The following is a 20581-nucleotide window of genomic DNA, read 5'->3' as shown; positions in this document are numbered from 1 at the left end:
GGTGCGCGGGCGGGCCCGGCGGCCTCTCGGAGCTTTTGGCACGCCGCAGGGCCGCGACCCGCGCCGAGGCTCAGACCTTGCCGATGACCTCGGAGGCGCCGGGCACCTCGTTGATGGAGCGCTGCTTCGGGCCCACGTAGTTGGCGCTGGGGCGGACGAGCCTGCCCGTGCGCTTCTGCTCCAGGATGTGGGCGGCCCAGCCGGCGGTCCGGGCGCAGGTGAACATCGAGGTGAACATGTGCGACGGCACGTCGGCGAAGTCGAGGACCACCGCGGCCCAGTACTCCACGTTGGTCGCGAGGACCCGGTCCGGCTTGCGGGCGTGCAGCTCCTCGAGCGCGGCGGTCTCCAGCGCGGCGGCGACCTCGTAGCGCGGCGCGCCCAGTTCCTTGGCCGTACGCCGCAGCACGCGGGCACGCGGGTCCTCGGCCCGGTAGACCCGGTGGCCGAAGCCCATGAGCCGCTGGCCCTTGTCCAGCTCGCTCTGGACGTACTTGCGGGCGTCGCCCATCTTCTCGACGCCTTCGATCATGTGCAGCACCCGCGCCGGCGCGCCGCCGTGCAGCGGGCCCGACATCGCGCCGACCGCGCCCGACAGGGCGGCCGCCACGTCGGCGCCGGTGGAGGCGATGACGCGGGCGGTGAACGTCGAGGCGTTCATGCCGTGCTCCGCGGCCGACGTCCAGTACGCGTCGATGGCCTTCACGTGCTTGGGATCGGGCTCACCGCGCCAGCGGACCATGAACCGCTCGACGATGCTCTCGGCCTCGTCGACGCGCTTCTGCGGGACCATGGGCAGGCCCAGGCCGCGGGCCGACTGCGCGACGAACGACAGAGCGGTGACCGAGGCGCGTGCGAGATCGTCGCGGGCCTGGTCGTCGTCGATGTCGAGCAGCGGGCGGAAGCCGTACGAAGGCGCCAGCATGGCCAGCGCGCTCTGTACGTCTACTCGGATGTCGCCGGAATGGACGGGAAGTGGGTACGGCTCCGCCGGGGGCAGGCCCGGCTGGAACGTGTTGTCGACGAGCAGGCCCCAGACGTGTCCATAGGAGACATTGCCCACGAGCTCTTCGATGTCGACGCCCCGGTATCGCAGGGCGCCCCCTTCTTTGTCCGGTTCCGCGATCTCGGTCTCGAACGCCACCACGCCTTCGAGCCCGGGTTTGAAGTCGGACATTCTCGGCCGCCTCCCTCTCTTGTGAAGTCCAGAGCCTTGATGTCGAGATACCGGCGGGTCAATTTAACCCTCAGTGCCCGACTGTCGCGCCCCCGGCCCTACCCAATGGGGTTCTCCCAGGTAGGGGCCACCGAGCGAGACGTACGCCAAGCAGGCGAGAATACCTTTCCGTGGACAGCGCTTCGCACCTCCCCGGGCTCCGGCACAGCTACGAAGGTGAGCCCCTGCTCGAATCCGGCATGGCCGCCGACCCGGCGACGCAGTTCGCGCTGTGGTTCGCGGACGCGGTCGCCGCGGGCCTGCCCGAACCGAACGCCATGGTCGTCGCCACCAGCTCCGCCGGTGGCCGTCCCTCCGCCCGCACCGTCCTCCTCAAGGGCTTCGACGAGCGCGGGTTCGTCTTCTTCACCAACTACGAGTCTCGCAAGGGCCGCGACCTCGGTGAGAACCCGCGGGCCTGCCTGCTGTTCCCATGGCATCCCATCAGGCGGCAGGTCCGCGTCGAGGGCTCCGTCGTACGGCTCCCGCGCGAGGACAGCGCCGCCTACTTCCACTCTCGCCCGTACGGCTCCCGCATCGGCGCGTGGGCCTCCCGTCAGTCGGCGGTCGTGGAGTCGAGGGAGCAGCTCGACGCCAGGTTCCGGGAGCTGGCCGAGCGCTGGCCGCAGGACCCGCCGCTGCCGGACTTCTGGGGCGGCTTCCGGGTGGTGCCTGCGGAGGTCGAGTTCTGGCAGGGCCAGACCGACCGCATGCACGACCGGCTCCGCTACCGGCGCACCGGCGGCACCTGGACGCTGGAGCGGCTGGCCCCCTGATCCGATCAAGCCAGCCCGGCCGCGACCCTGAGATCGGTGAGGAAGCCGGAGTACGCCTCGTCGCGGTCTGGGGCGCGCAGGATCGCCGAGGGGTGGATCGTCGCCACGTAGTACGCCCCCTCGCGCCGGGGAACCGGCTCTCCCCGATGCCTGGTGACGCGGAAGTCCGGGCCCAGCAGGGCTCGGGCGGCCGTGGCCCCCAGAACCACGGTCACCTCCGGGTCCACCAGGCGCATCTCGGCCTCGAGCCAGGGCCGGCAGGCGTTGATCTCTCCCACGGTGGGCTTCTGGTGGATTCTGCGTTTCCCGCGGGGCTCGTACTTGAAGTGCTTGACCGCGTTGGTCACGTACACCGCCTCGCGCTCGATGCCCGCCTCTTCGAGCGCCTTGTCGAGCATGCGCCCCGCGGGCCCGACGAACGGCGCGCCCTCGCGGTCCTCCTGGTCGCCCGGCTGCTCGCCGACCAGCATGAACCGTGCATCGGGAACGCCCTCGCCGAAGACCGTCTGCGTGGCGGCGCGGTAGAGGTCGCAGCCCTCACAGTGCCGCGCGGCCTCCCTGAGCGCTGGCAGGCTGATCTCCGCCGGAAGGAATCGCTGGGCTCCGATGTTTCCCATCCTGGGTCGCTTCCCCAATAGGGTCGGCTGCGAACACGGGGGAGGTCGTAGCATCGATTTACAAGGACTGGAGGAGCCTTGACCGCACACGGCCTGATCGATACGACGGAGATGTACCTCCGGACGATCTTCGAGCTCGAAGAAGAGGGCATCGTCCCGCTGCGCGCCCGCATCGCCGAGCGTCTACAGCAGAGCGGTCCGACCGTCAGCCAGACGGTGGCGCGCATGGAGCGCGACGGCCTGGTCAAGGTCGAGGGGGACAGGCACCTCAGCATGACCGCGCTGGGCCGCACGCTCGCCATCCGCGTCATGCGCAAACACCGCCTCGCGGAATGCCTGCTGACCCAGGTGATCGGCATGCCGTGGGAAGAGGTCCACATCGAGGCGTGCCGCTGGGAGCACGTGATGTCGGAGTCGGTGGAGACCCGGCTCGTGAACCTTCTCAAGAATCCCCGGGTGTGCCCGCACGGCAACCCGATTCCCGGTCTCGACGAGCTGGGGGTGCCGCAGTCCGGTTCGGCCGGAGATGAGATGGTGTCTCCCATGGTGACTCTCGCGGGACAGGCCCCCGTGCCCGTTGTAGTGCGCCGAATCAGCGAACAAGTGCAAAGCGATCCCGCCGTGATGCTTAAACTCAAGCAAGTTGGGATACAACCGGGACGCGAGGTGACGCTCGCGGCGAGTGACAACGGTGTAACGGTGACAGGTGATGGTGAGGTGGGAACCACGACCGCGGACCTTCCGAGGGACGTCGCCTCACACGTTTTTGTCACCAGACGATGACGGAATGAGTTGTGCCTGGTTGAATCCCCTAGGGAGTCCTTTCATTTCTCGCGACCCAGCCTTCGCAGGAGCGCCCGTGCCCGGCATAGCGAACCCACCTCGTCAAGGGACGGTCGTGGCATGAGGCGATGGGGAGATCTGTCACAGGACGCCGACGACCACCTTTCCGCCGGTTCCGTTCTCGACCACGCGGAGATGGCAGTGGTCGTGACGGATCGCTTCAGCAACGTCCTTTACTGGAACCCCTTCGCCGAGCAATTGTTCGGCCGAGTGGGCGCGTCCCCGGGCAAGGAGTCGCTGCACACCCTCGGGATCTCGGAGAAGGACCATCCGCTCACGGCCGAACTGGCCAAGCACGTGCTGCGCGGCGGCGTGTGGGAGGGCACGTTCGACGTGGCCCGCGGCGACGGCACGATGATCTACGTGCGCGCGCAGGCCGTGCCGCTGCGGCACCCCTCCGGTTCCGTGAGCGGCATCGTGATCACCGCACGCGAGGCGATGCGCAGCAACGAGCGTGAGAAGGACCGCTTCGGCCTGCTGGAGCGGGTCGGCGAGCGGCTCGCCGGCTCCCTGTACGTCGAGGAGACGCTCAACCGGGTCGCGGAGATGCTCGTCCCGCAGTTCGCCGACCACTGCTTCGTCGAACTGGTCGAGGGCGACCGCCTGGTGCGCAAGGTCTCCACGCACGTGAACGGCTGGACGCCGCCGCCGGACACCTGGCGGGCGGTGGGTGCGGAGATCAGATATCCCCTCGGGCACTACGCCGAGACCGCCCTGCGCCGCCAGGAGACGATCCTCGTCGAGGACTTCTCGCAGGTCAGCTACCCGGCGACGAGCGAGGGCTCGGCCCGGCTGTGCGGCGAGATCGGGATGACCTCGGCCATCGTCGCCCCGCTGTGCGTGCGCGGCGAGACGCTCGGCCTGATGTACCTCGGCCTGTCGAACCTCACGAACCGGCGCTCGCCCCACTACGACACCTTCGACCGCGACTTCGTCGGCGCCATCGCCACCCGCGTCGCGCTCGCCGTCGACAACGCGCTGCTGTTCGAGGAGGAGCGGCACACCGCCGAGTCGTTCCAGAAGCACCTGCTCCCGCGTCAGCCGCTGCCCTCGCTCGACGGCCTGGAGATCGCGGTCCGCTACTACCCGGCCGCCCCGCTCGCCTCGCACGGGCAGGGCATCCAGACCCAGGTGGGGGGCGACTGGTACGACGTGATCCCGCTGTCGGCCGGCCGCGTCGGCATCGTGATCGGCGACGTCGAGGGCCGGGGGGCCAAGGCGGCGGCGGTCATGGGCCAGCTCAGGGCCGCGTTGCGAGCCTTCGCCCAGGACGACAAGCCGCCCGCCGACATCCTCGCCCGCCTGGACGAGTGGACCAGGATCGTCGCCGCGCCGGAACACGACGACTTCGGCGCCGACATCACCAACCCGCCGATCGTCACCTGCCAATACATGGTGTACGACGCGTGGTCGAGGCAGCTGTCGTTCGCCAACGCCGGGCACGCGCCGCCGCTGCTGATCGTGGACGGCGAGGTCAGGGACCTGGACATCACCGAGGTCGGCCAGCCGCTGGGGGTGCGGGCCAAGGGCATGCACGCCGACCTGGTCTACAAGGAGGAGACGAGGGAGCTGCCGCCCGGCGCGACCCTGCTTCTCTACACCGACGGTTTGGTCGACCGCAGGCCGCCGCGGGACTCCGCCACGGGCGTCCCCGCCGACGACGAGGCACTCGACATCCTGCGTGAGAAGCTGGTCAAGGCGTCGGGGGAGTCCGTCGAGCGCATCGCCGACCTGGCCACGGTGGCCGTCCCCGGCGAGATCGACGACGACATGGCCATCCTGGTCGTCCGTTCCGCCGGCACGGAGCTGCAGTCCCAGGAGCGTACGTTCCCGGCCCAGCCGATCATGGTGAGCGAGGCGCGGCGGATGGCGTCCGAGGCGTTCGCCGGATGGCAGGTGCCCGAGGAACGCGCGGAGCTGGCCTGCCTGCTCGTCTCCGAGGTCGTGACCAACGTGGTCCTGCACGCCGCGAGCGCCAGCGTGCCGCGCCGCGAGCTGGTGCTCGACGGGCCGCCGCTGCCGTTCGACGAGTCGTGGGACGTGCCGGGCTTCGAGGAGGAGATCGCGGGCGACAAGGAGTTCACCCTGCGGCTGCGCAGGGGCGCGGAGTCCGTCTGGGTCGAGGTCTTCGACCAGGATCTCCGCCTGCCCCGCATCCGCAGCGCGGGGGAGAACGACGAGGGCGGCCGCGGCCTCTACCTCGTCGACCAGTTGGCGCGACGCTGGGGCTCCCGCCCGACCCGCGAGGGCAAGGCGGTCTGGTTCGAAATCCCGATCGGCGGTCGTTAGGTCGTGACGCGCCCCCGGTGCGGGGCGCGTCACGGTCAGTCCTTCTGCTTCAAACAGCTGTATCCGGCCGGGCGTTCGGGTTCGAGCGTCACCTTCCGCAGCACGGTCGCATCGATGGAGATGCGGAAGGTCTCCCGATGCGCGCAGTCGTACAACGCGTACGCGCCCTCGCGCTCGCCGAGCAGCAGCACCTCCACACCGCCGCGCAGCACCTTGCCGCTTTCGCGGTCGTTGAGCACCACCCACTGGTCCTGGAAGCCCACCATCGACAGGAGCATGCTGGCGGGCCTGCCCTTCTCGGCGACGGCGAGCGCGTCGCTCTCCATCTGCCCCATCAGGGCGAAGCCCAGCCCGATGCCGGTGAACGCGGCCACCACGATCTTCATGCCCGCGCGGCCGGTCGGCCGCCGCCGCAGCAGCCGGAACGGCACGAGGAAGGCCAGGGCGCCGATCACCACCGCGGTGATCACGACGCCGACCAGCGATATGCCCTCGCCCAGCCCGAGGTAGCCGAGGAAGCCCCAGTAGCTCGCCCCGCACCACAGCGCGCCGGCGATCGCGGCGGCCCACGGGCGCACGCGTACGGCCTGGGCCAGGCGGAACAGATGGCCGAGGGTGGCCTTGTCGAGCAGCCAGACGGCCGCCACGATGATGCCCGCGACCAGCGCGCCGCCGATGATGAGCAGGATCAGTGTCCCCACCAGGCGGCCGAACATGGTGGCCTGGTCGATGCCCGCCTGTTCCGGGCTGATGTTGAAGATGCCGTACACCTGCTGGATGCCGAGATAGAGCAGCGCGTAGAGGGCGATGCCGATGGGCACCACGACTGATCCGCTGCGTTCCAGCAAGTCGACGACGCCGGCTTTCTCGTCCGGCTCCGGCAGGTCGGCGAGGCCGGTGTGTTCCTCCGGCTTGATGATGGTCATTTGTCAGTTCATTTCGTCTTCAGTCATTGCGACGGAACATGATTGCAGCCCGCGCGGACGAGCACGCGAATCCGCCTCAACGGACCGAGGGCGGACGCGACGCGCTGCGCGCTTCTTTCCAGCCGTCCCGGGTGCTTGACTCGGACGCATGGAGCTCGCCCACGACCGCCGCGGCAGCGGACCGCCGCTGGTCCTCCTCCACGGCATCGGTCACCACCGGCACGGCTGGCTGCCGGTCCTCGATCTGCTCGCCGAGCGGCACGACGTCATCGCGGTGGACCTGCCCGGCTTCGGCGAGTCCCCGCCGCTGCCGTACGGCACGCCGTACAACGTGGAGACGCTGGGGCGGGCGGTGCGGGAGTTCTGGACCGGGCTCGGCCTGAGCCGGCCACACGTCGCGGGCAACTCGCTGGGCGGCTACATCGCGCTCGACCTGGCGTCGTCCGCCGACGTCCGCACGGCCGTCGCGCTCTCTCCCGCCGGGTTCTGGTCCCGGCCCGAGTACGCGTACGCGCGGGCCGTGCTGCGCCTGCTGCGGCTGGCGGTGCGGGCGGACGGGCTGCCCACGCTCGCGGCCGGCACGGACGAGGGGAAGGCGCTGACGATGGGCCTGTTCGTGGCCCGTCCGGAGCGGCTGTCCCGTGAGGCCATGCTCGCGGCGGCCACGGCGATGCGCGAGTGCGTGGGGTTCGAGGAGACGCTGGACTCGCTGGCGTGGGTCGCGCCGCCCGCGCCGCCTCAGGTGCCGGTCACGATCGCCTGGGGCGACCGCGACCGGTTGCTGCCGCGCCGCCAGGCCGTACGGGCGGCGCGGTGGGCGGGGCAGCGGGCGCTGCTGCTGCGGGGCTGCGGCCACGTGCCGATGAGCGACGACCCGGAACTGGTCGCGCGGGTGATTCTCGAACGCAGCACCCTGGAAGCCAGCGAAGCCTCGCGCTGAGTCTCCCTGTGCCGCTTGTGCCGAGGGACACGCGGGGGCGGGGAAACCCGCGCATACTGATCAGTGTGGACACCGGACTCATCCTTCTGGTCTTCCTGGCGTTCCTGTTCGCGTGGCTGCTGAACAAGGTGCGCCGGTTCTTCCGGCTGAGCCCGATGGCCTACGGAGGCGTGATGGTCGTGTTCGTGGTGGCCATGCTGCTGATCTGGGGACAGCAACACAGCTGATCCACCGCTGATCCGCGGCGTCAGAAGCCGAAGGACCGGCCGATGATCTCCTTCATGATCTCGGTGGTGCCGCCGTAGATCGTCTGCACGCGGCTGTCCAGCCAGGCCTTGGCCACCGGATACTCCAGCATGTAGCCGTAGCCGCCGTGGAGCTGGACGCACCGGTCGATGACCTTGTTCTGCAGCTCGGTCGTCCACCACTTGGCCTTCGCGGCGTCCACCGCCGTGAGCTCCTTGGCGTTGAGCGCCCGCACGCACTTGTCCACGTAGTGGCGGGCGATCTCCACCTCCGTGGCCAGCTCGGCCAGCAGGAACCGGGTGTTCTGGAACTTGCCGATGCTCCGGCCGAAGGCCGTACGGTTGCGGCAGTACTCGATGGTCTCCTCCAGCACCGTCTCCGCCGCGGCCACGGCCGCCACCGCGATCGACAGCCGCTCCTGCGGCAGGTTGTTCATGAGCTGGAAGAAGCCCTGGCCCTCCTCGGCGCCCAGAAGATTGGCCACCGGCACCCGGACGTTCTCGAAGAACAGCTCGGCGGTGTCCTGCGCGTGCATGCCGACCTTCTCCAGGTTCCGACCGCGGGTGAAGCCCTCCATGCCGCGCTCCACCACGAGCAGCGAGGTGCCGCGCGCGCCCGCCGAGGGGTCGGTCTTGGTCACGACCACGACGAGGTCGGAGTTGATGCCGTTGGTGATGAAGGTCTTCTGGCCGTTCACCACGTAGTGGTCGCCCTCGCGGACGGCGGTGGTGCGGATGCCCTGCAGGTCGCTGCCGGCCCCCGGCTCGGTCATCCCGATGGCCGTGATCAGCTCGCCGGACGCGAAGCCGGGCAGCCAGCGCTGCTTCTGCTCGTCGTCGGTCAGGTCGACCATGTACGGCGCCATGATGTCGTTGTGCAGGCCGAATCCCAGGCCGCTGGCGCCGACGCGGATGATCTCCTCGACGATCACCATGTTGTAGCGGAAGTCGGTGATCCCCGAGCCGCCGTACTCCTCCGGCACGGAGAAGCCGAACATGCCCAGCTCGCCCGCCTTCTTCCACACCTCGCGGGGGACGATGCCGTCCTTCTCCCACTGCGCGTGGTGGGGGACGACCTCGCGGGCCATGAACTCACGGACGGTCTCGCGGAAGAGGTCGTGCTCCTCGTCGAAGAGGTCTCGCCGCATCGGGTACGCCTTCCGGCTCAGGATCTGTTGGCGGCACCAGAATACGATTCTGGTCCTCCACCGGTCGATCGGCTTCAAGTTGTACGGAGGGTCACAACTCCGAAACCATCGCGATAACGGCCCCTTTGACCGCTTCCGAACCCTCTAAGATCTACCTTCGGTTTGCTATAGGCCCGCCAGGGCGGACCTGTGATCGGAGTATGCGGTGATTCGGTGGAAAGCTGGTCTTCCTAGGACCATGGCCGCCTTGGCCCTCGGCCTGGCTGGTACGGCAGCGATCGTCGTGCCAGCGGTGACGGCACAGGCCAATACCGCCGACCTCGTCGTGGACTACGCCTGCAACACAGGCATCGCGGCGTCCGGCTCTGGCACCGTCTACCTCCGGACGAAGCTCACCGTTCCCACGACGCTGAAGGTCGGTGATCCCCTCAACGTCGCGTGGAATCTGGCCTACAGGGATGCGACCCGCTTCGGGGCGCCCACCCTGTTGCCCAACGGCGGCAGGATCTATGTGACCGGCGAGGTCAACCTCAGCGACGGCTGGCAGGGACAACTCCAGCCGGTGGGGAACATCGACCAAGCCGGGTCGATGAAGAAGGGAACTCCCCTCGACCTGCCGTCCACCATCTCGGACTTCGCGTACACCACGAGGGCCGGCACGGTGACGGTGAAGCCGGGCAAGCTCTACGTGGACTTCCGGCCGCCCGCCTCAGAGATCATGATCAATGACGACCAGGTCGATCCGAAAATCAACTACAGCGGCGGCGACTGGGTGGACGTCAACGACCGGCCGAGCGGGGACAACGACTACCACCTGGACTTCCACCAGACGAACAAGGCCGGTGCGTGGGCCTCGCTCACCTTCACCGGCACCGGCGTGGAGTACGTCGCGCAGAAGGACCGGCGCGGGGGGCCGGTGGAGATCTGGGTCGACAACCAGTTGGGGACTCCGCCGCGGGTGGACCCCTCCAAGAACGACGACGGCACGCTGGTGAACGCCTCGAACGTCGGCGGTCAGACCCTGTGGAGCTTCACCGGACTCGAGTACGGCGAGCACACGATCACCATCAAGAACGTCGAGGACAAGCGGACGCTGCTCGACGCCTTCCGGGTGATCACCGGTGAGCTGCCAGGCCCGCCGCCCCAGTACCGCGCCGAATGCACTCTCATCAGCGCTCCGGTCGCCGTCCAGGTGACGATCGGCGGCGGCGACAACCCGGCCAGCCCGTCGCCGGACAGTTCGCCTGACACGTCCCCTTCCGCGAGCGCCTCGGCGAGCGCATCGGCCAGTCCCACGGACGAGAACCCGGGTGGAGGGTCGCCTTCGCCTTCGCCCTCGGCTACGCCCACGCCCACGCCTTCGACCTCTCCGTCGGCCAGTCCGTCACCGGCTGCGGCGCAGACGCAGAACTACGTCGTGACGGCAGTGGTGACGCAGGGCAGCCCGTCGCCGACGGCGACGAGGACGGTGACGCTGACCGCGACGCCGACCGTGGCCCAGGTGGCGATCACGCCACAGGGCGGCGCGCAGACCGGTGAGGCTCCGGAGCGCGTGTCGTCCTCGGGCATGCTGCTGATCGGCTCGGGCGGTGCGTTGTTGTTGATCGGAATGCTCAGCGGTGTGGCACTGCTCCGGCGCAGGGCGGCGCACTCGGGCGAGCGGGGCTGAGGAGGATGACGATGAACGGCACTCCTGAGGGCGGCACTCCTGAGGGCGGCACTCCCGAGCAGGGTGGCACGGGCACCGACGCCAAGAAGACGCGCAAGCCGCTGTCCCAGCCGGTCCTCGCGACGCTGCTCGTGGCCGGGTCGTTCGGCGGCATCGCGGCGGTGATGGCCGGGATGCTCGTCGTGCTGAGCCCCTCGGACTCGCAGGAGAGCGGGCAGGTCCCGGGCGCGGTGAACGTCCAGGACGCGGGCAGCGTGGCCTTCCTGCCGCCGACCGTGGGCCCGGGCGGCCCGGGCGTGCCGCTCACGGCGGCGGACCCGGCCGCGCCGCCGCCGCTTCCCGCGATCCAGCCGATGGCTCCGCTGACCCTCACGAGCGCGGCCTCGTCGTCATCGACGCCGCTGTCGTCCTCGTCGTCCAGCGCGAAGAAGACGACGACGACCAAGAAGGTCACCGGCAGGCCGCTCAAGATCAGCATTCCGGCGATCGGTGTGAAGGCCACGGTGGGTTCGGTGGGCGTGGACAAGTCCGGCGCCATCCAGACGCCCCCGCTGAGCAAGCCGAACCTCACCGGCTGGTATCGCTTCGGACCGGCCCCCGGCGACCAGGGGCCGGCGATCGTCCTCGGGCACGTGAACACCCGCAAGGGCGCCGCCGTCTTCAGCCGCCTGCGCGAGCTCAAGCGCGGCAACAAGATCGCCGTTCTCCGTGCGGACGGCAAGATGGCGATCTTCACGGTGGACGGGATCGAGCAGGTCAGCAAGTCGACGTTCCCGACGAAGCGGGTCTACAGCAACACGATCACGTCCTCGCTGCGGCTGATCACCTGCGGCGGGGTCTACAACGCCAAGCAGCACCACTACACCGACAACATCATCGTCTACGCGACGCTGACGGAGACCAAGGGCAAGTGATCGCGGGGTGATCAGTTCACGCTGATCACCTCTTCGCCCTCACGCGCGTCGCGCTCGGGCGGATCGTGCGGCCTGCGCCGTACGGCCGTCCGGGCCGCGCGCTGGACCAGCAGCGTGCCCGCCACCGCCCCCATCGCGACGGCCACCAGCGCGTACGGCTGACGCCACGGCGAGGAATCACCGCCCGCCGCGGAGACCTGGGCCGGCTGGGTGGCCCGGACGGGCTGCGCGGACGCGGCGGGCGTCGCGGCCGGAAGGCGGTTGGGGATGACGGTCGTCGCCTTCCAGGGGAACCCGGGCGGTTTGACCGGTCCCCAGTAATCCATGACCTCGGTGCCGCCGGGCACCGGGAACTGCGGCGGAGCCGCCTTCAGCCCGCCCGGCACCGTGAGCGTGCCGATCTCGTACGGCGCGAAAATGCCCTGCGCGCCCTGCACCCGCCACCGTCCGGCAGGCACCTTGATGGACGTGGCGTAGTGAGCGGGCTCCGGCAGCGGTGTCCCTTCGAACGTCAGGGTCGTGCCGTCCTCCCCGGTCAGGCGCAGGCCGATCGGTTCGAGGCCGCCGGGGCCCTCGTACGGATGGGTGCCGTGCTGGAGCACCCAGAAGCCCACCGTGTAGGCGACAACGGGCCGCACCTCGGCGGGGAACGGGTCGAGTTCGGTCACAGCCCAGAAGCCGGCTCGCGCGTGAGCGGGCAGGGCCGGCGCGAGGATCGCCGCCATCGCGGCGAGCGCCACGAGCAGTCGTCTCATGTCAACACCTCCACCCTCCCTACCGTGGGAGGCCGGTGAAGGTTCCCTGAGAATTTCCTGACATAAGGCGCCCGCCGGTTATGTCGATGGTCAACTCCTGGGAGACTGTCCGCTACATGTACGTGACTGTGGTGGCAGGAGAGACGTCGTGCCCGACCCCAGTGCCCGGCGCAGGAGTGCCCGGCATCGCATCGCGGCCCGGTCGGCGGCGGGAGCGGCGGCCGCACTGGCCCTGATGACGTGGCCGGTGCTCGCGGCGACCGAAACCAAGCCTGTGCTGTACTCCTGCACCCCCGCCGGCGGCGCCGCCGCCACCTACCCCGTGAACGTGACTCTGGTCGCGCCCGACAACCCGGTTGTGAGCAGCGCGGCGACCGTGACCTGGCGGATCGCTCCCGCCGCGCCGTCGGAAGGTCAGAGCGCGATGGTCGCGCCGGCGACGGGCATCGCGGCGAACGACGTCGTGCTCGCCGAGGGCCGGATTGAGGTGACCGGCGCTCCCGTCGTGAGCGAGTCCGCCACGCCCAGCCCATCGCCGACCCCCACGCCCTCTCCGTCGGCGTCGGCCACCCCCTCCCCTTCGGCCTCGCCTTCTCCGGACGATACGGACGACACGGAGTCCGCCGGCGACGCGGAGTCTCAGGTGGCGACGGACACCTCCGCGTCGCCGTCCGCGAGTGCGACACCCTCTCCCAGCGCGACGCCGTCCATCGAGGAGACGGACTCGACCACGGACGACACGGCGTCCGGCACGCAGGAGGAGAGCCCTTCGGCCATCACGCTGAGCCCGTCCGCGTCCACAGTGGTTCCGGTGACCATCTCACCGTCGGCCACGCTGACGCCGATCCCCGAACTGCTCGTCACGCTGACCCCGACTGCGGTGGGCGCGGTCGGGGTCGCGGCCGGGGACTTCACGCTGAGGCTGCGACCGGCGGGGGACACCACCGGCACGGGCGAGGCGCTCTACACGTGCACGCTGCCGGAGTCCGCGACCCGGGCGTCGCTCGCGCTCACCGTCGTCGCATCCTCGTCTCCCTCGCCGTCCGCCTCACCGTCCGCCTCACCGTCCGCTTCGCCCTCTCCCTCGCCGAGCCCGACCGGCAGCGACGACGACGCGAGCAGTTCGCCCACTCCCAGCGCCACAGCGACGACGACCCCGACCCCGACCTCGACCAGGACGGTCACGGCGACCGCCACCGCGTCGGTCCCCCGTACGGCGACCAAGCAGATCAAGACGACGCCGCTCGGCGGCGCGCAGACCGGGGCCGGGGGCGACGCGGGCCCGGACGCCAGGCTCGTCGTGCTCGCCGGCCTGGCGCTGATGGCCGCGGCGGCGGCCGGAGGGCTGCTGCTGCGGCGCTTCGGTCCGAACCCCGGCTCGTACGGCAGGCGCTAGCGTCCGGCTGACGCGGACATGCCGAGAACGCGACAATGTTTGAGCAATCAGAGGCGGTCTTGGGGTTTTTGTCCGTATGATCTCTACCTGACCGTGACCGTATGCTGGCATGCTGGTACGCCTGTTGACTGCGAGCATCGAAGTGGAGAGAAGTCAGTGCTGAAGTCAAAGGCGCGGGGCCGTGTCGCCGGAAGGGCCGCCGCGGCCGGAGTGGTCAGCGCGGGCCTTCTCCTGGGCCTGAGCGCGCTCGGCGCGCGTGCCGACACGAAGACCGTGACATACACCTGCACTCCGGGTACGGGCGGCACCGCCGTCACGCACGATTTCACCGTGACGCTCACCGCGAGCACCTCGGCGGTGACCGGCACCCAGCACACCGCGACCCTGAGCATCGTGCCGCTCACGACCTCGGCGTTCCCGGCGCCGGTGGAGATCGCGAGTGGCGCGGCGATCGAGTTGCAGCCCAGCGTGTTGGCGTCGGCGCTCCCGGCCGGCATGACCGCGGGCGTGTCCACGCCCTCGCCGACGGGCGCGGCGCTGACCTCGGCCGTCGCGGCCGAGGGGTCGATGCCGCCGCTTCCCATGGCGACGCTGACCGTCACGCCGTCGACCGGGGCCACCTCCGTCGTGCTGACGGCGAAGGACTTCAAGATCAGCATGGTCGCGCCCGCCGGCACGGGCACGACCACCACCACGACGCCCACCCTGCTCTACAACTGCGTGGTCGCCGCGACGGGTGCCAACACGGCGCCCGCGGTGGCGACGATTCCGGTGACGAACGCCTCGGCGTCCCCGAGCGCGAGCGCGAGTGCCAGCCCCAGCCCCAGTGCCTCCGCGAGCGCCTCGCCCACGCCGCGTAACACCCGGACGGTGTACGAGACGGTCTTCGCGTCGCCCACGCCGTCGAAGACGAAGAAGACGAAGTCCGCCCAGGTCGAGAACACGCCCGGGGGCGGCGCGGCTACCGGCGGCGGAGGCGACGCGGGCCCCGACGCCCGCCTCTTCGTCCTCACCGGCGCCGCGCTCATGCTGGCGGCGGGGGCCGGCGGGCTCGTGCTCCGGACCCGGCGCCGCCCGGTGAGGCAGTAGGACGAGCCATGACCACCCCGCCACCTGGACAGTACCCGCCGGGCCAGCCGTACGGCGTGCCTCTCGGGCCGGGCGGGCAGGGCTACCCGCAGCCGGTTTACGGCCAGCCCGTCTTCCAGCCGGTCATGCTGCCCCAGATGCAGCCGGTGGCTCCGCCGCAGCCGCCGGAGGGGAAGCCTCCGCGTGACGGTGCGGAGGCCGTCCGGCGGGTGCTGATCACAGCGGCCATCCTTGGCCTGGTCATCGTGATCGTGGGCGTGGTGGTCATGGTGAACAACCCCGACGAGTACGCCGCGCCGACCCGTTCGACGGTGAAGCTCGCGGCGCCGCAGAACGGGCTCGCCCCCTCCGTGGGGCCGGGCGGCGCCGGGCAGCCGCTGACGCAGGCGGTCGCCACGGCGCCTCCGCCGGTTCCGAACATTCCGGCGGTTCCGGCGATGCAGCCGTCCACGCCCAAGCGCCTGGTCATTTCCAAGATCGGAGTGAACGCCCCGATCAAGTCGGTCGGTCTCGACCGCTCCGGTGCGATCCAGACGCCCCCGATCAGCAACCCGAACCTGATCGGCTGGTATCGCGGGGGCCCTACGGCGGGTGAGGCGGGCCCGGCGGTCATGCTCGGCCACAAGGACACCACCTCGCGCGGCGCCGTCTTCACCCGCCTGCACGAACTGGAGTACGGCGACAAGATCGAGGTGTACCGCCTCGACGGGACCGTGGCCATCTTCACCGTGGGCGGTATCGAGCAGGCGAACAAGCAGACGTTCCCCACCAACCGGGTGTACGGGCACGCCGACAACGCCGAGCTCAGGCTGATCACCTGCGGCGGCAAATACAACTATTCGACCGGGCACTACTTCGACAATGTCATCGTCTACGCCACGATGACCGGGACGCGTCTGGCGAAAACGAAGTCCTGAGCCGGAACACCTCGCCGGAAGGGCTCGTGGCCGGCGGCCGATCGGGGCTATGGTCTCTTCGACCGATCATGAGGAGGGCCTGTGGGCTGGTTCTCGAAACTCCTGCTGCCCGGTCGGCTGCGCACGGGACCCACCGCGCTGCTGCCCGCCCGGCCGGATCCGAAGACATTGCTGGCGGTCGCGCAACTCGCCGATCCCGAGGCGAGGACCGACGGCGACGACATCCTCGCGGGCGGGTCGCGCATCCAGTCGCCCGTCGAACTGACCGGAGACGTCCTCGTCAAGCTCGGCGTGCCCGACGAGGACAGGCTCTGGGCGTGCCGCATCGCCGCCGAGGGCCCGCTGCCGGTGGACTTCTTCGACAAGAGCCTGGCCGAGGGCATCGCGTACCGCCTGGGCGGCTGGTCACTCTGCCAGGGCGAGCCGCTCGATCCGGCGGAGGACGGCGGAGACCCGCTGGTCTACCTGCCGGCCGTGCTGGAACCCGAGGAGATCCTGCCGGCCCTGGGCGGGCTACTGGGCCTCGTCGAGGCCGTGGACACCGAACGGTGGCCCGAGGGGGAACTCGTCGACGGTGTCGTCCACATTCCCGTCCGCCGTGGCCGGGTGGCCGACGTCTACGCGGGCGATGCGCTCATCCTCACCATCGAAGAGGGGCACCGCATCCCGCCCGCCGCCCAGACCCGCTGGCCGTACCTCACGGAGATCGCGATCGCGCGGGTCTCGTCGGTTGATCGTACGGAGGAGACGAACGCCGAGGACGCCGGGAGCACCGAGAGCGCGGCGGAGGCGGCGGGTGAGACGGCCGGCATCGTGGATGGGGACGTGGATGGCGACGTGGTGCGTGAGGACGACGCGCGGGTGGAACTGCTCGGGCGGGCGGCCGTCGCGGTGACGCTGGCGACCGGGCTCCGGGGGATCGCGGCCGACAGCCGGGGTTTCCAGCTCGCCGAGCCCGCCGACGTGCTACCCGGACGATACGCCTGAGCCCTGCCCATGAACCATGCCCATACCGTCGCCTCCCCCGACGAAAGTTCTGATGTAACCTCTCACTAACCGAACATTGCTCGGTTTCCTATGGAGGCACTGTGGCAGAGGCGTACATCGTCGGGGCGGTCCGCACGCCGGTCGGCAAGAAGAAGGGCGGGCTCTCCACGGTCCACCCGGTCGACCTGGCCGCCCACACTCTCTCCGCGCTCATCGAGCGCACCGGCGTCGACCCCGCCGCCGTGGATGACGTGATCATGGGCTGCGTCATGCAGTTCGGTCCGCAGTCCATGGACATCGCGCGCAACGCGTGGCTCAGCGCGGGCCTCCCGGAGACCGTGGCCGGAGTCACGATCGACCGGCAGTGCGGCTCGTCGCAGCAGGCCATCCACTTCGCCGCGCAGGGAGTGCTGTCGGGCACGCAGGACCTGGTCGTGGCGGCCGGTGTCGAGTCGATGTCCATCGTCCCGATGGGGTCGAGCATCTCGGCGGCCCTGGAGAAGGGCATGCCGTTCCCGTTCGGCGACAAGTGGGTCGAGCGGTACGGCAAGCAGGAGATCTCCCAGTTCCGCGGCGCGGAGCTGATGTGCGAGAAGTGGGGCTTCACGCGGCAGGACCTGGATGTCTACGCCTACGAGAGCCACCAGCGGGCCGCTAAGGCGATCGCCAACGGTCACTTCAAGGACCAGATCGCCCCGATCAACGGCGTGACCGACGACGAGGGCCCGCGGCCCGACACCACGCTGGAGAAGATGGGCGAGCTCAAGACCCTGCGTGAGGGCGGCAAGATCACCGCGGCCACCTCCTCGCAGATCTCCGACGGCTCCGGCGCGCTGCTCATCGCCTCGGAGCAGGCGGTGCGCGACCACGGCCTGGTCCCGCACGCCCGGATCGTCACGCTGACGCTGGTCGGCGACGACCCGGTCTACATGCTGACGGCGCCGATCCCGGCCACCCGCAAGGCGCTGGCCAAGGCGGGGCTCTCGATCGAGGACATCGACGTCATCGAGATCAACGAGGCCTTCGCCCCGGTTCCGCTGGCCTGGCTCAAGGAGATCGGAGCCGACCCGGCCCGGACCAACCCCAACGGCGGCGCTATCGCGCTGGGGCATCCGCTGGGCGGCACCGGCGCGATCCTCATGACCAAGCTCCTGCACGAGCTGGAGCGCACCGGTGGGCGGTATGGCCTGCAGACGATGTGCGAGGGCGGCGGCCAGGCCAACGTCACGATCATCGAGCGTCTCTGACCGTTCGCGCGAAAAGGGCACCCCGGATCACCCGGGGTGCCCTTTCTGGCGAAAAGCGGCTTACTTGGCCCTGGGCAGCCGCCGCGGCTGCCGCACCGGCCGCATGGGCGGGGCCGGGATCTGACGCGGCGGCGGGAAGGAACGCTGGGGCTGCGGCGTGCGCGGGTTCTGCTCCTTGCCGTCCTTGCTGGACGCGCGAGTACGCATACGGGATCTCCTTGTACGTCGGGAACGCGGCACCGAGGTGCCGTCACTCAGCTGCCGCGTCGGATGGACAGGGCCGGAAAGCTGAGCGGATCAGCTGCTCAGAGGGCTGATCAGCGGTCGCCGTAGAGAATCCACATGCCGGTGACCCTAACAAGGCGCCGCAATCGAGGACAAAGGGTTTTCCGCGCCGAAGAGTCCAAGCAGCGTGCAAGTCGGATGCCAGATCACGACAAGTGGGTTCCTGTGTACTCAACGCATCAAGGGACATTCTTTGCACAGGAGACACCAGTGAAGTCGATCAAGCGCGCCGCGGCCGTGCTCGTCACCACCGCGGTCGCCGTCACCACCTTCGGCGTCATGTCCGCCCCGGCGCACGCGATGCAGCCCGGCGACGGCTGGTACCGCTGCTGGATCTCGGACCACGGCTGGATGTGGTGCTACGACGTGTGAGCTTGATCGGCCTCACGGCACGGCCTCGTCCCCGCCCGGGGACGAGGCCGTGCGGCGTTCAGCCGATGCGGCGGTGGACGTCGTCGAACATGGACGGCCCGGTGCGCTGGGGGGCGATCCACGGGCCCTCCAGCGACGGGTCGACGATGCCGTCCTCCAGGAACGTGTACCGCCCGTCGAGCACCCGCCGGGCCAGCCGTACGTCCCTGGCGTCGGTGTTGTCCCACAGCCGGTCGAACAGCGCCTCGGCTCGGTGCCGGGCCTGGTGGCAGAAGGTGTCCGCCAGCTCGTACGGCTTGCGCCCGAACTCGGCCGACTCCTCCTGGGCGCGCACGCAGACCGCGGTGATGGCGAACAGTTCGGCGCCGATGTCCACGATCCGCGACAGGAATCCCTGCTTGTGCTCCAGCCGCGCCTGCCACCGCGACATGCCGTAGAACGTCGACCTGGCGAGCTTGCGGCTGGTCCGCTCGACATACCGCAGGTGCTGGGCCAGCGGGCCGAACTCGGCGTACGACGTGGGCACCTGGCCGGGCCCGGTCACCAGGCTCGGCAGCCACCTGGCGTAGAAGGCCCCGGCCCGGGTGGCCGCCCGACCCTTGGCCCGCAGGCCGGCCTTCGGATCGACGAGCTCGCCCGCGACCGACAGATGCGCGTCCACCGCCTCGCGGGCGATGAGCAGGTGCATGATCTCGGTCGAGCCCTCGAAGATGCGGTTGATCCGCAGGTCGCGCAGCATCTGCTCGACGGGCACGCCGCGCTCGCCGCGAGCGTGCAGCGACTCGGCGGTCTCGTAGCCGCGACCACCTCTCATCTGCACCAGCTCGTCCATCAGCCGCCAGGCCATCTCCGTGCTGTACAGCTTGGCGAGCGCGGCCTCGATGCGGATGTCGTTGCGTTCGTCGTCGGCCATCCGGCTGGCGAGGTCCACAACGGACTCCAGCGCGTACGCGGTGGCGGCGATGAAGGCGACCTTGCGAGCGATGGCCTCGTGCTGGCCGACCGGACGGCCCCACTGGACCCGTTCGCGCCCCCACTCGCGGGCGATCTTCGTCGCCCACTTCGCCGCGCCGACGCAGGTCGCCGGCAGGGAGAGGCGTCCGGTGTTGAGCGTGGTCAAAGCGATCTTCAGGCCCTGGCCCTCGCGGCCTATCAGGTTTTCCACCGGCACGCGCACCTGGTGGAAGCGGGTGACGCCGTTCTCGATGCCGCGCAGACCCATGAACTGGTTGCGGTGTTCGACGGTGATGCCGGGGGAGTCGGCCTCGACCACGAAGGCCGAGATCTTGGCGCCGGTCCGGGCCATCACGACCAGCAGGTCGGCCACCACGCCGTTGGTCGTCCACAGCTTGACGCCGTTGATCACGTACGCGTCGCCGTCGCGGACGGCGGTCGTCGACAGCCGGGCGGGATCGGAGCCGACGTCCGGCTCGGTCAGCAGGAACGCGGAGATCTCGCCCCGGGCGCAGCGGGGCAGGAAACGGCGCTTCTGCTCGGGGGTGCCGAACAGCCGCAGCGGCTGCGGAACCCCGATGGACTGGTGGGCCGACAACAGCGCGCTGAGCGCGGGGGAGCACGACGTCACGAGCTCCAGCGCGCGGCAGTAGTACAGGTGGCTCAGTCCCAGCCCGCCGTACTCCTCCTCGATGGTCATGCCGAACGCGCCGATCGCCGCCAGGCCCTTGACCACCTCGTCCGGAATCACGGCGGTGCGCTCGATGAGCGCGGAATCGACCTTCTCCTGCAGGAACGCCCGCAGGGCGCGCAGGAAGTCGTCTCCCTTCTTGATCTCCTCCTCGGTGAGGCGGGGCGCGGGATGCACGAGGTCCAGCCGGAAGTCCCCGAGGAAGAGCTGCTTGCCGAAGCTCGGGCGGGTCCACTCCGTCTCGCGCGCCTGCTCGGCCACCTCCCTGGCCTTGGCGTAATCGGTCGTCATCGTCGACCTCCTCG

At 69.9% G+C, this 20581-nt stretch carries 20 protein-coding genes; 13 read left to right on the top strand and 7 right to left on the bottom strand.

Features of this window, described 5'->3' with window-relative positions:
- Positions 1–70 precede the first annotated feature (70 nt).
- The gene (locus ACQEVJ_RS39385; protein WP_433109768.1) at positions 71–1177 is read right to left on the bottom strand and encodes a citrate synthase 2; all 1107 of its coding nucleotides are present in this window, start codon (positions 1175–1177) and stop codon (positions 71–73) included.
- 170 nt (positions 1178–1347) lie between these two features.
- Here ACQEVJ_RS39385 and pdxH point away from each other — a divergent pair, with 170 nt between their 5' ends.
- Positions 1348–1992 carry a pyridoxamine 5'-phosphate oxidase gene (pdxH, locus tag ACQEVJ_RS39380; protein WP_142565956.1) on the top strand — a complete coding sequence of 215 codons (645 nt, stop codon included), beginning with the start codon at positions 1348–1350 and terminating at the stop codon, positions 1990–1992.
- 5 nt (positions 1993–1997) lie between these two features.
- Here the strand turns inward: pdxH and ACQEVJ_RS39375 are convergent, their stop codons facing one another.
- Positions 1998–2609 carry a UdgX family uracil-DNA binding protein gene (locus ACQEVJ_RS39375; protein WP_433109767.1) on the bottom strand — a complete coding sequence of 204 codons (612 nt, stop codon included), beginning with the start codon at positions 2607–2609 and terminating at the stop codon, positions 1998–2000.
- Positions 2610–2687: 78 nt separating this feature from the next.
- Here ACQEVJ_RS39375 and ACQEVJ_RS39370 point away from each other — a divergent pair, with 78 nt between their 5' ends.
- Positions 2688–3392, top strand: coding sequence for a metal-dependent transcriptional regulator (locus ACQEVJ_RS39370; protein ID WP_139580490.1), 705 nt, complete (start codon positions 2688–2690; stop codon positions 3390–3392).
- Positions 3393–3512: 120 nt separating this feature from the next.
- Entirely contained in the window at positions 3513–5741 is a 2229-nt protein-coding gene (locus tag ACQEVJ_RS39365) for a SpoIIE family protein phosphatase (RefSeq protein ID WP_433109766.1), read from the top strand.
- Between the two features lie 35 nt (positions 5742–5776).
- Here the strand turns inward: ACQEVJ_RS39365 and ACQEVJ_RS39360 are convergent, their stop codons facing one another.
- Entirely contained in the window at positions 5777–6667 is an 891-nt protein-coding gene (locus ACQEVJ_RS39360) for a hypothetical protein (protein WP_433109765.1), read from the bottom strand.
- A gap of 148 nt (positions 6668–6815) precedes the next feature.
- On the opposite strand from ACQEVJ_RS39360, the gene ACQEVJ_RS39355 reads away from it, so the two are divergent.
- A complete protein-coding gene (locus ACQEVJ_RS39355) occupies positions 6816–7607 on the top strand; it encodes an alpha/beta fold hydrolase (RefSeq protein ID WP_433109764.1) in 792 nt (263 codons plus the stop codon).
- Between the two features lie 65 nt (positions 7608–7672).
- The gene (locus ACQEVJ_RS39350) at positions 7673–7834 is read left to right on the top strand and encodes a hypothetical protein (protein ID WP_204052017.1); all 162 of its coding nucleotides are present in this window, start codon (positions 7673–7675) and stop codon (positions 7832–7834) included.
- A 20-nt stretch (positions 7835–7854) separates the two neighbouring features.
- Here ACQEVJ_RS39350 and ACQEVJ_RS39345 read toward each other — a convergent pair whose 3' ends face one another.
- Positions 7855–9000, bottom strand: a complete 1146-nt coding sequence (locus tag ACQEVJ_RS39345) for an acyl-CoA dehydrogenase family protein (RefSeq protein ID WP_433109763.1) — start codon at positions 8998–9000, stop codon at positions 7855–7857.
- A 238-nt stretch (positions 9001–9238) separates the two neighbouring features.
- On the opposite strand from ACQEVJ_RS39345, the gene ACQEVJ_RS39340 reads away from it, so the two are divergent.
- The gene (locus tag ACQEVJ_RS39340; RefSeq protein WP_433109762.1) at positions 9239–10669 is read left to right on the top strand and encodes a hypothetical protein; all 1431 of its coding nucleotides are present in this window, start codon (positions 9239–9241) and stop codon (positions 10667–10669) included.
- A gap of 11 nt (positions 10670–10680) precedes the next feature.
- Positions 10681–11583, top strand: coding sequence for a class F sortase (locus ACQEVJ_RS39335; protein WP_433109761.1), 903 nt, complete (start codon positions 10681–10683; stop codon positions 11581–11583).
- Positions 11584–11594: 11 nt separating this feature from the next.
- On the opposite strand, the gene ACQEVJ_RS39330 is transcribed toward ACQEVJ_RS39335, so the two are convergent.
- On the bottom strand, positions 11595–12338 hold the full coding sequence (locus ACQEVJ_RS39330) for a hypothetical protein (RefSeq protein ID WP_433109760.1): 744 nt from the start codon (positions 12336–12338) through the stop codon (positions 11595–11597).
- 148 nt (positions 12339–12486) lie between these two features.
- On the opposite strand from ACQEVJ_RS39330, the gene ACQEVJ_RS39325 reads away from it, so the two are divergent.
- From ACQEVJ_RS39325 to ACQEVJ_RS39305, 5 genes are all read left to right on the top strand, one after another.
- Positions 12487–13734 carry a hypothetical protein gene (locus ACQEVJ_RS39325; protein WP_433109759.1) on the top strand — a complete coding sequence of 416 codons (1248 nt, stop codon included), beginning with the start codon at positions 12487–12489 and terminating at the stop codon, positions 13732–13734.
- 156 nt (positions 13735–13890) lie between these two features.
- A complete protein-coding gene (locus ACQEVJ_RS39320) occupies positions 13891–14823 on the top strand; it encodes a hypothetical protein (protein ID WP_433109758.1) in 933 nt (310 codons plus the stop codon).
- Between the two features lie 8 nt (positions 14824–14831).
- Positions 14832–15740, top strand: coding sequence for a class F sortase (locus ACQEVJ_RS39315; RefSeq protein WP_433109757.1), 909 nt, complete (start codon positions 14832–14834; stop codon positions 15738–15740).
- A gap of 81 nt (positions 15741–15821) precedes the next feature.
- Entirely contained in the window at positions 15822–16727 is a 906-nt protein-coding gene (locus ACQEVJ_RS39310) for a hypothetical protein (protein ID WP_433109756.1), read from the top strand.
- Positions 16728–16828: 101 nt separating this feature from the next.
- Complete coding sequence (locus ACQEVJ_RS39305) at positions 16829–17974, top strand: acetyl-CoA C-acetyltransferase (RefSeq protein WP_433109755.1); 1146 nt, start codon at positions 16829–16831, stop codon at positions 17972–17974.
- Between the two features lie 60 nt (positions 17975–18034).
- On the opposite strand, the gene ACQEVJ_RS39300 is transcribed toward ACQEVJ_RS39305, so the two are convergent.
- Positions 18035–18181: a hypothetical protein gene (locus ACQEVJ_RS39300; protein ID WP_433109754.1), complete on the bottom strand. Its 147-nt coding sequence runs from the start codon at positions 18179–18181 to the stop codon at positions 18035–18037.
- Between the two features lie 288 nt (positions 18182–18469).
- Between ACQEVJ_RS39300 and ACQEVJ_RS39295 the strand changes: the two genes are divergently transcribed.
- The gene (locus ACQEVJ_RS39295; RefSeq protein ID WP_433109753.1) at positions 18470–18631 is read left to right on the top strand and encodes a hypothetical protein; all 162 of its coding nucleotides are present in this window, start codon (positions 18470–18472) and stop codon (positions 18629–18631) included.
- A 58-nt stretch (positions 18632–18689) separates the two neighbouring features.
- Here ACQEVJ_RS39295 and ACQEVJ_RS39290 read toward each other — a convergent pair whose 3' ends face one another.
- On the bottom strand, positions 18690–20567 hold the full coding sequence (locus ACQEVJ_RS39290; protein WP_433109752.1) for an acyl-CoA dehydrogenase family protein: 1878 nt from the start codon (positions 20565–20567) through the stop codon (positions 18690–18692).
- Between the last annotated feature and the right edge of the window lie 14 nt (positions 20568–20581).

The sequence above is a fragment of the Microbispora sp. CA-102843 genome (genome assembly GCF_050936215.1).
Taxonomy (GTDB): domain Bacteria; phylum Actinomycetota; class Actinomycetes; order Streptosporangiales; family Streptosporangiaceae; genus Microbispora.
The sequence above is the reverse complement of the archived record's forward strand: the minus strand, read 5'-3'. Positions and strand labels throughout refer to the sequence as shown.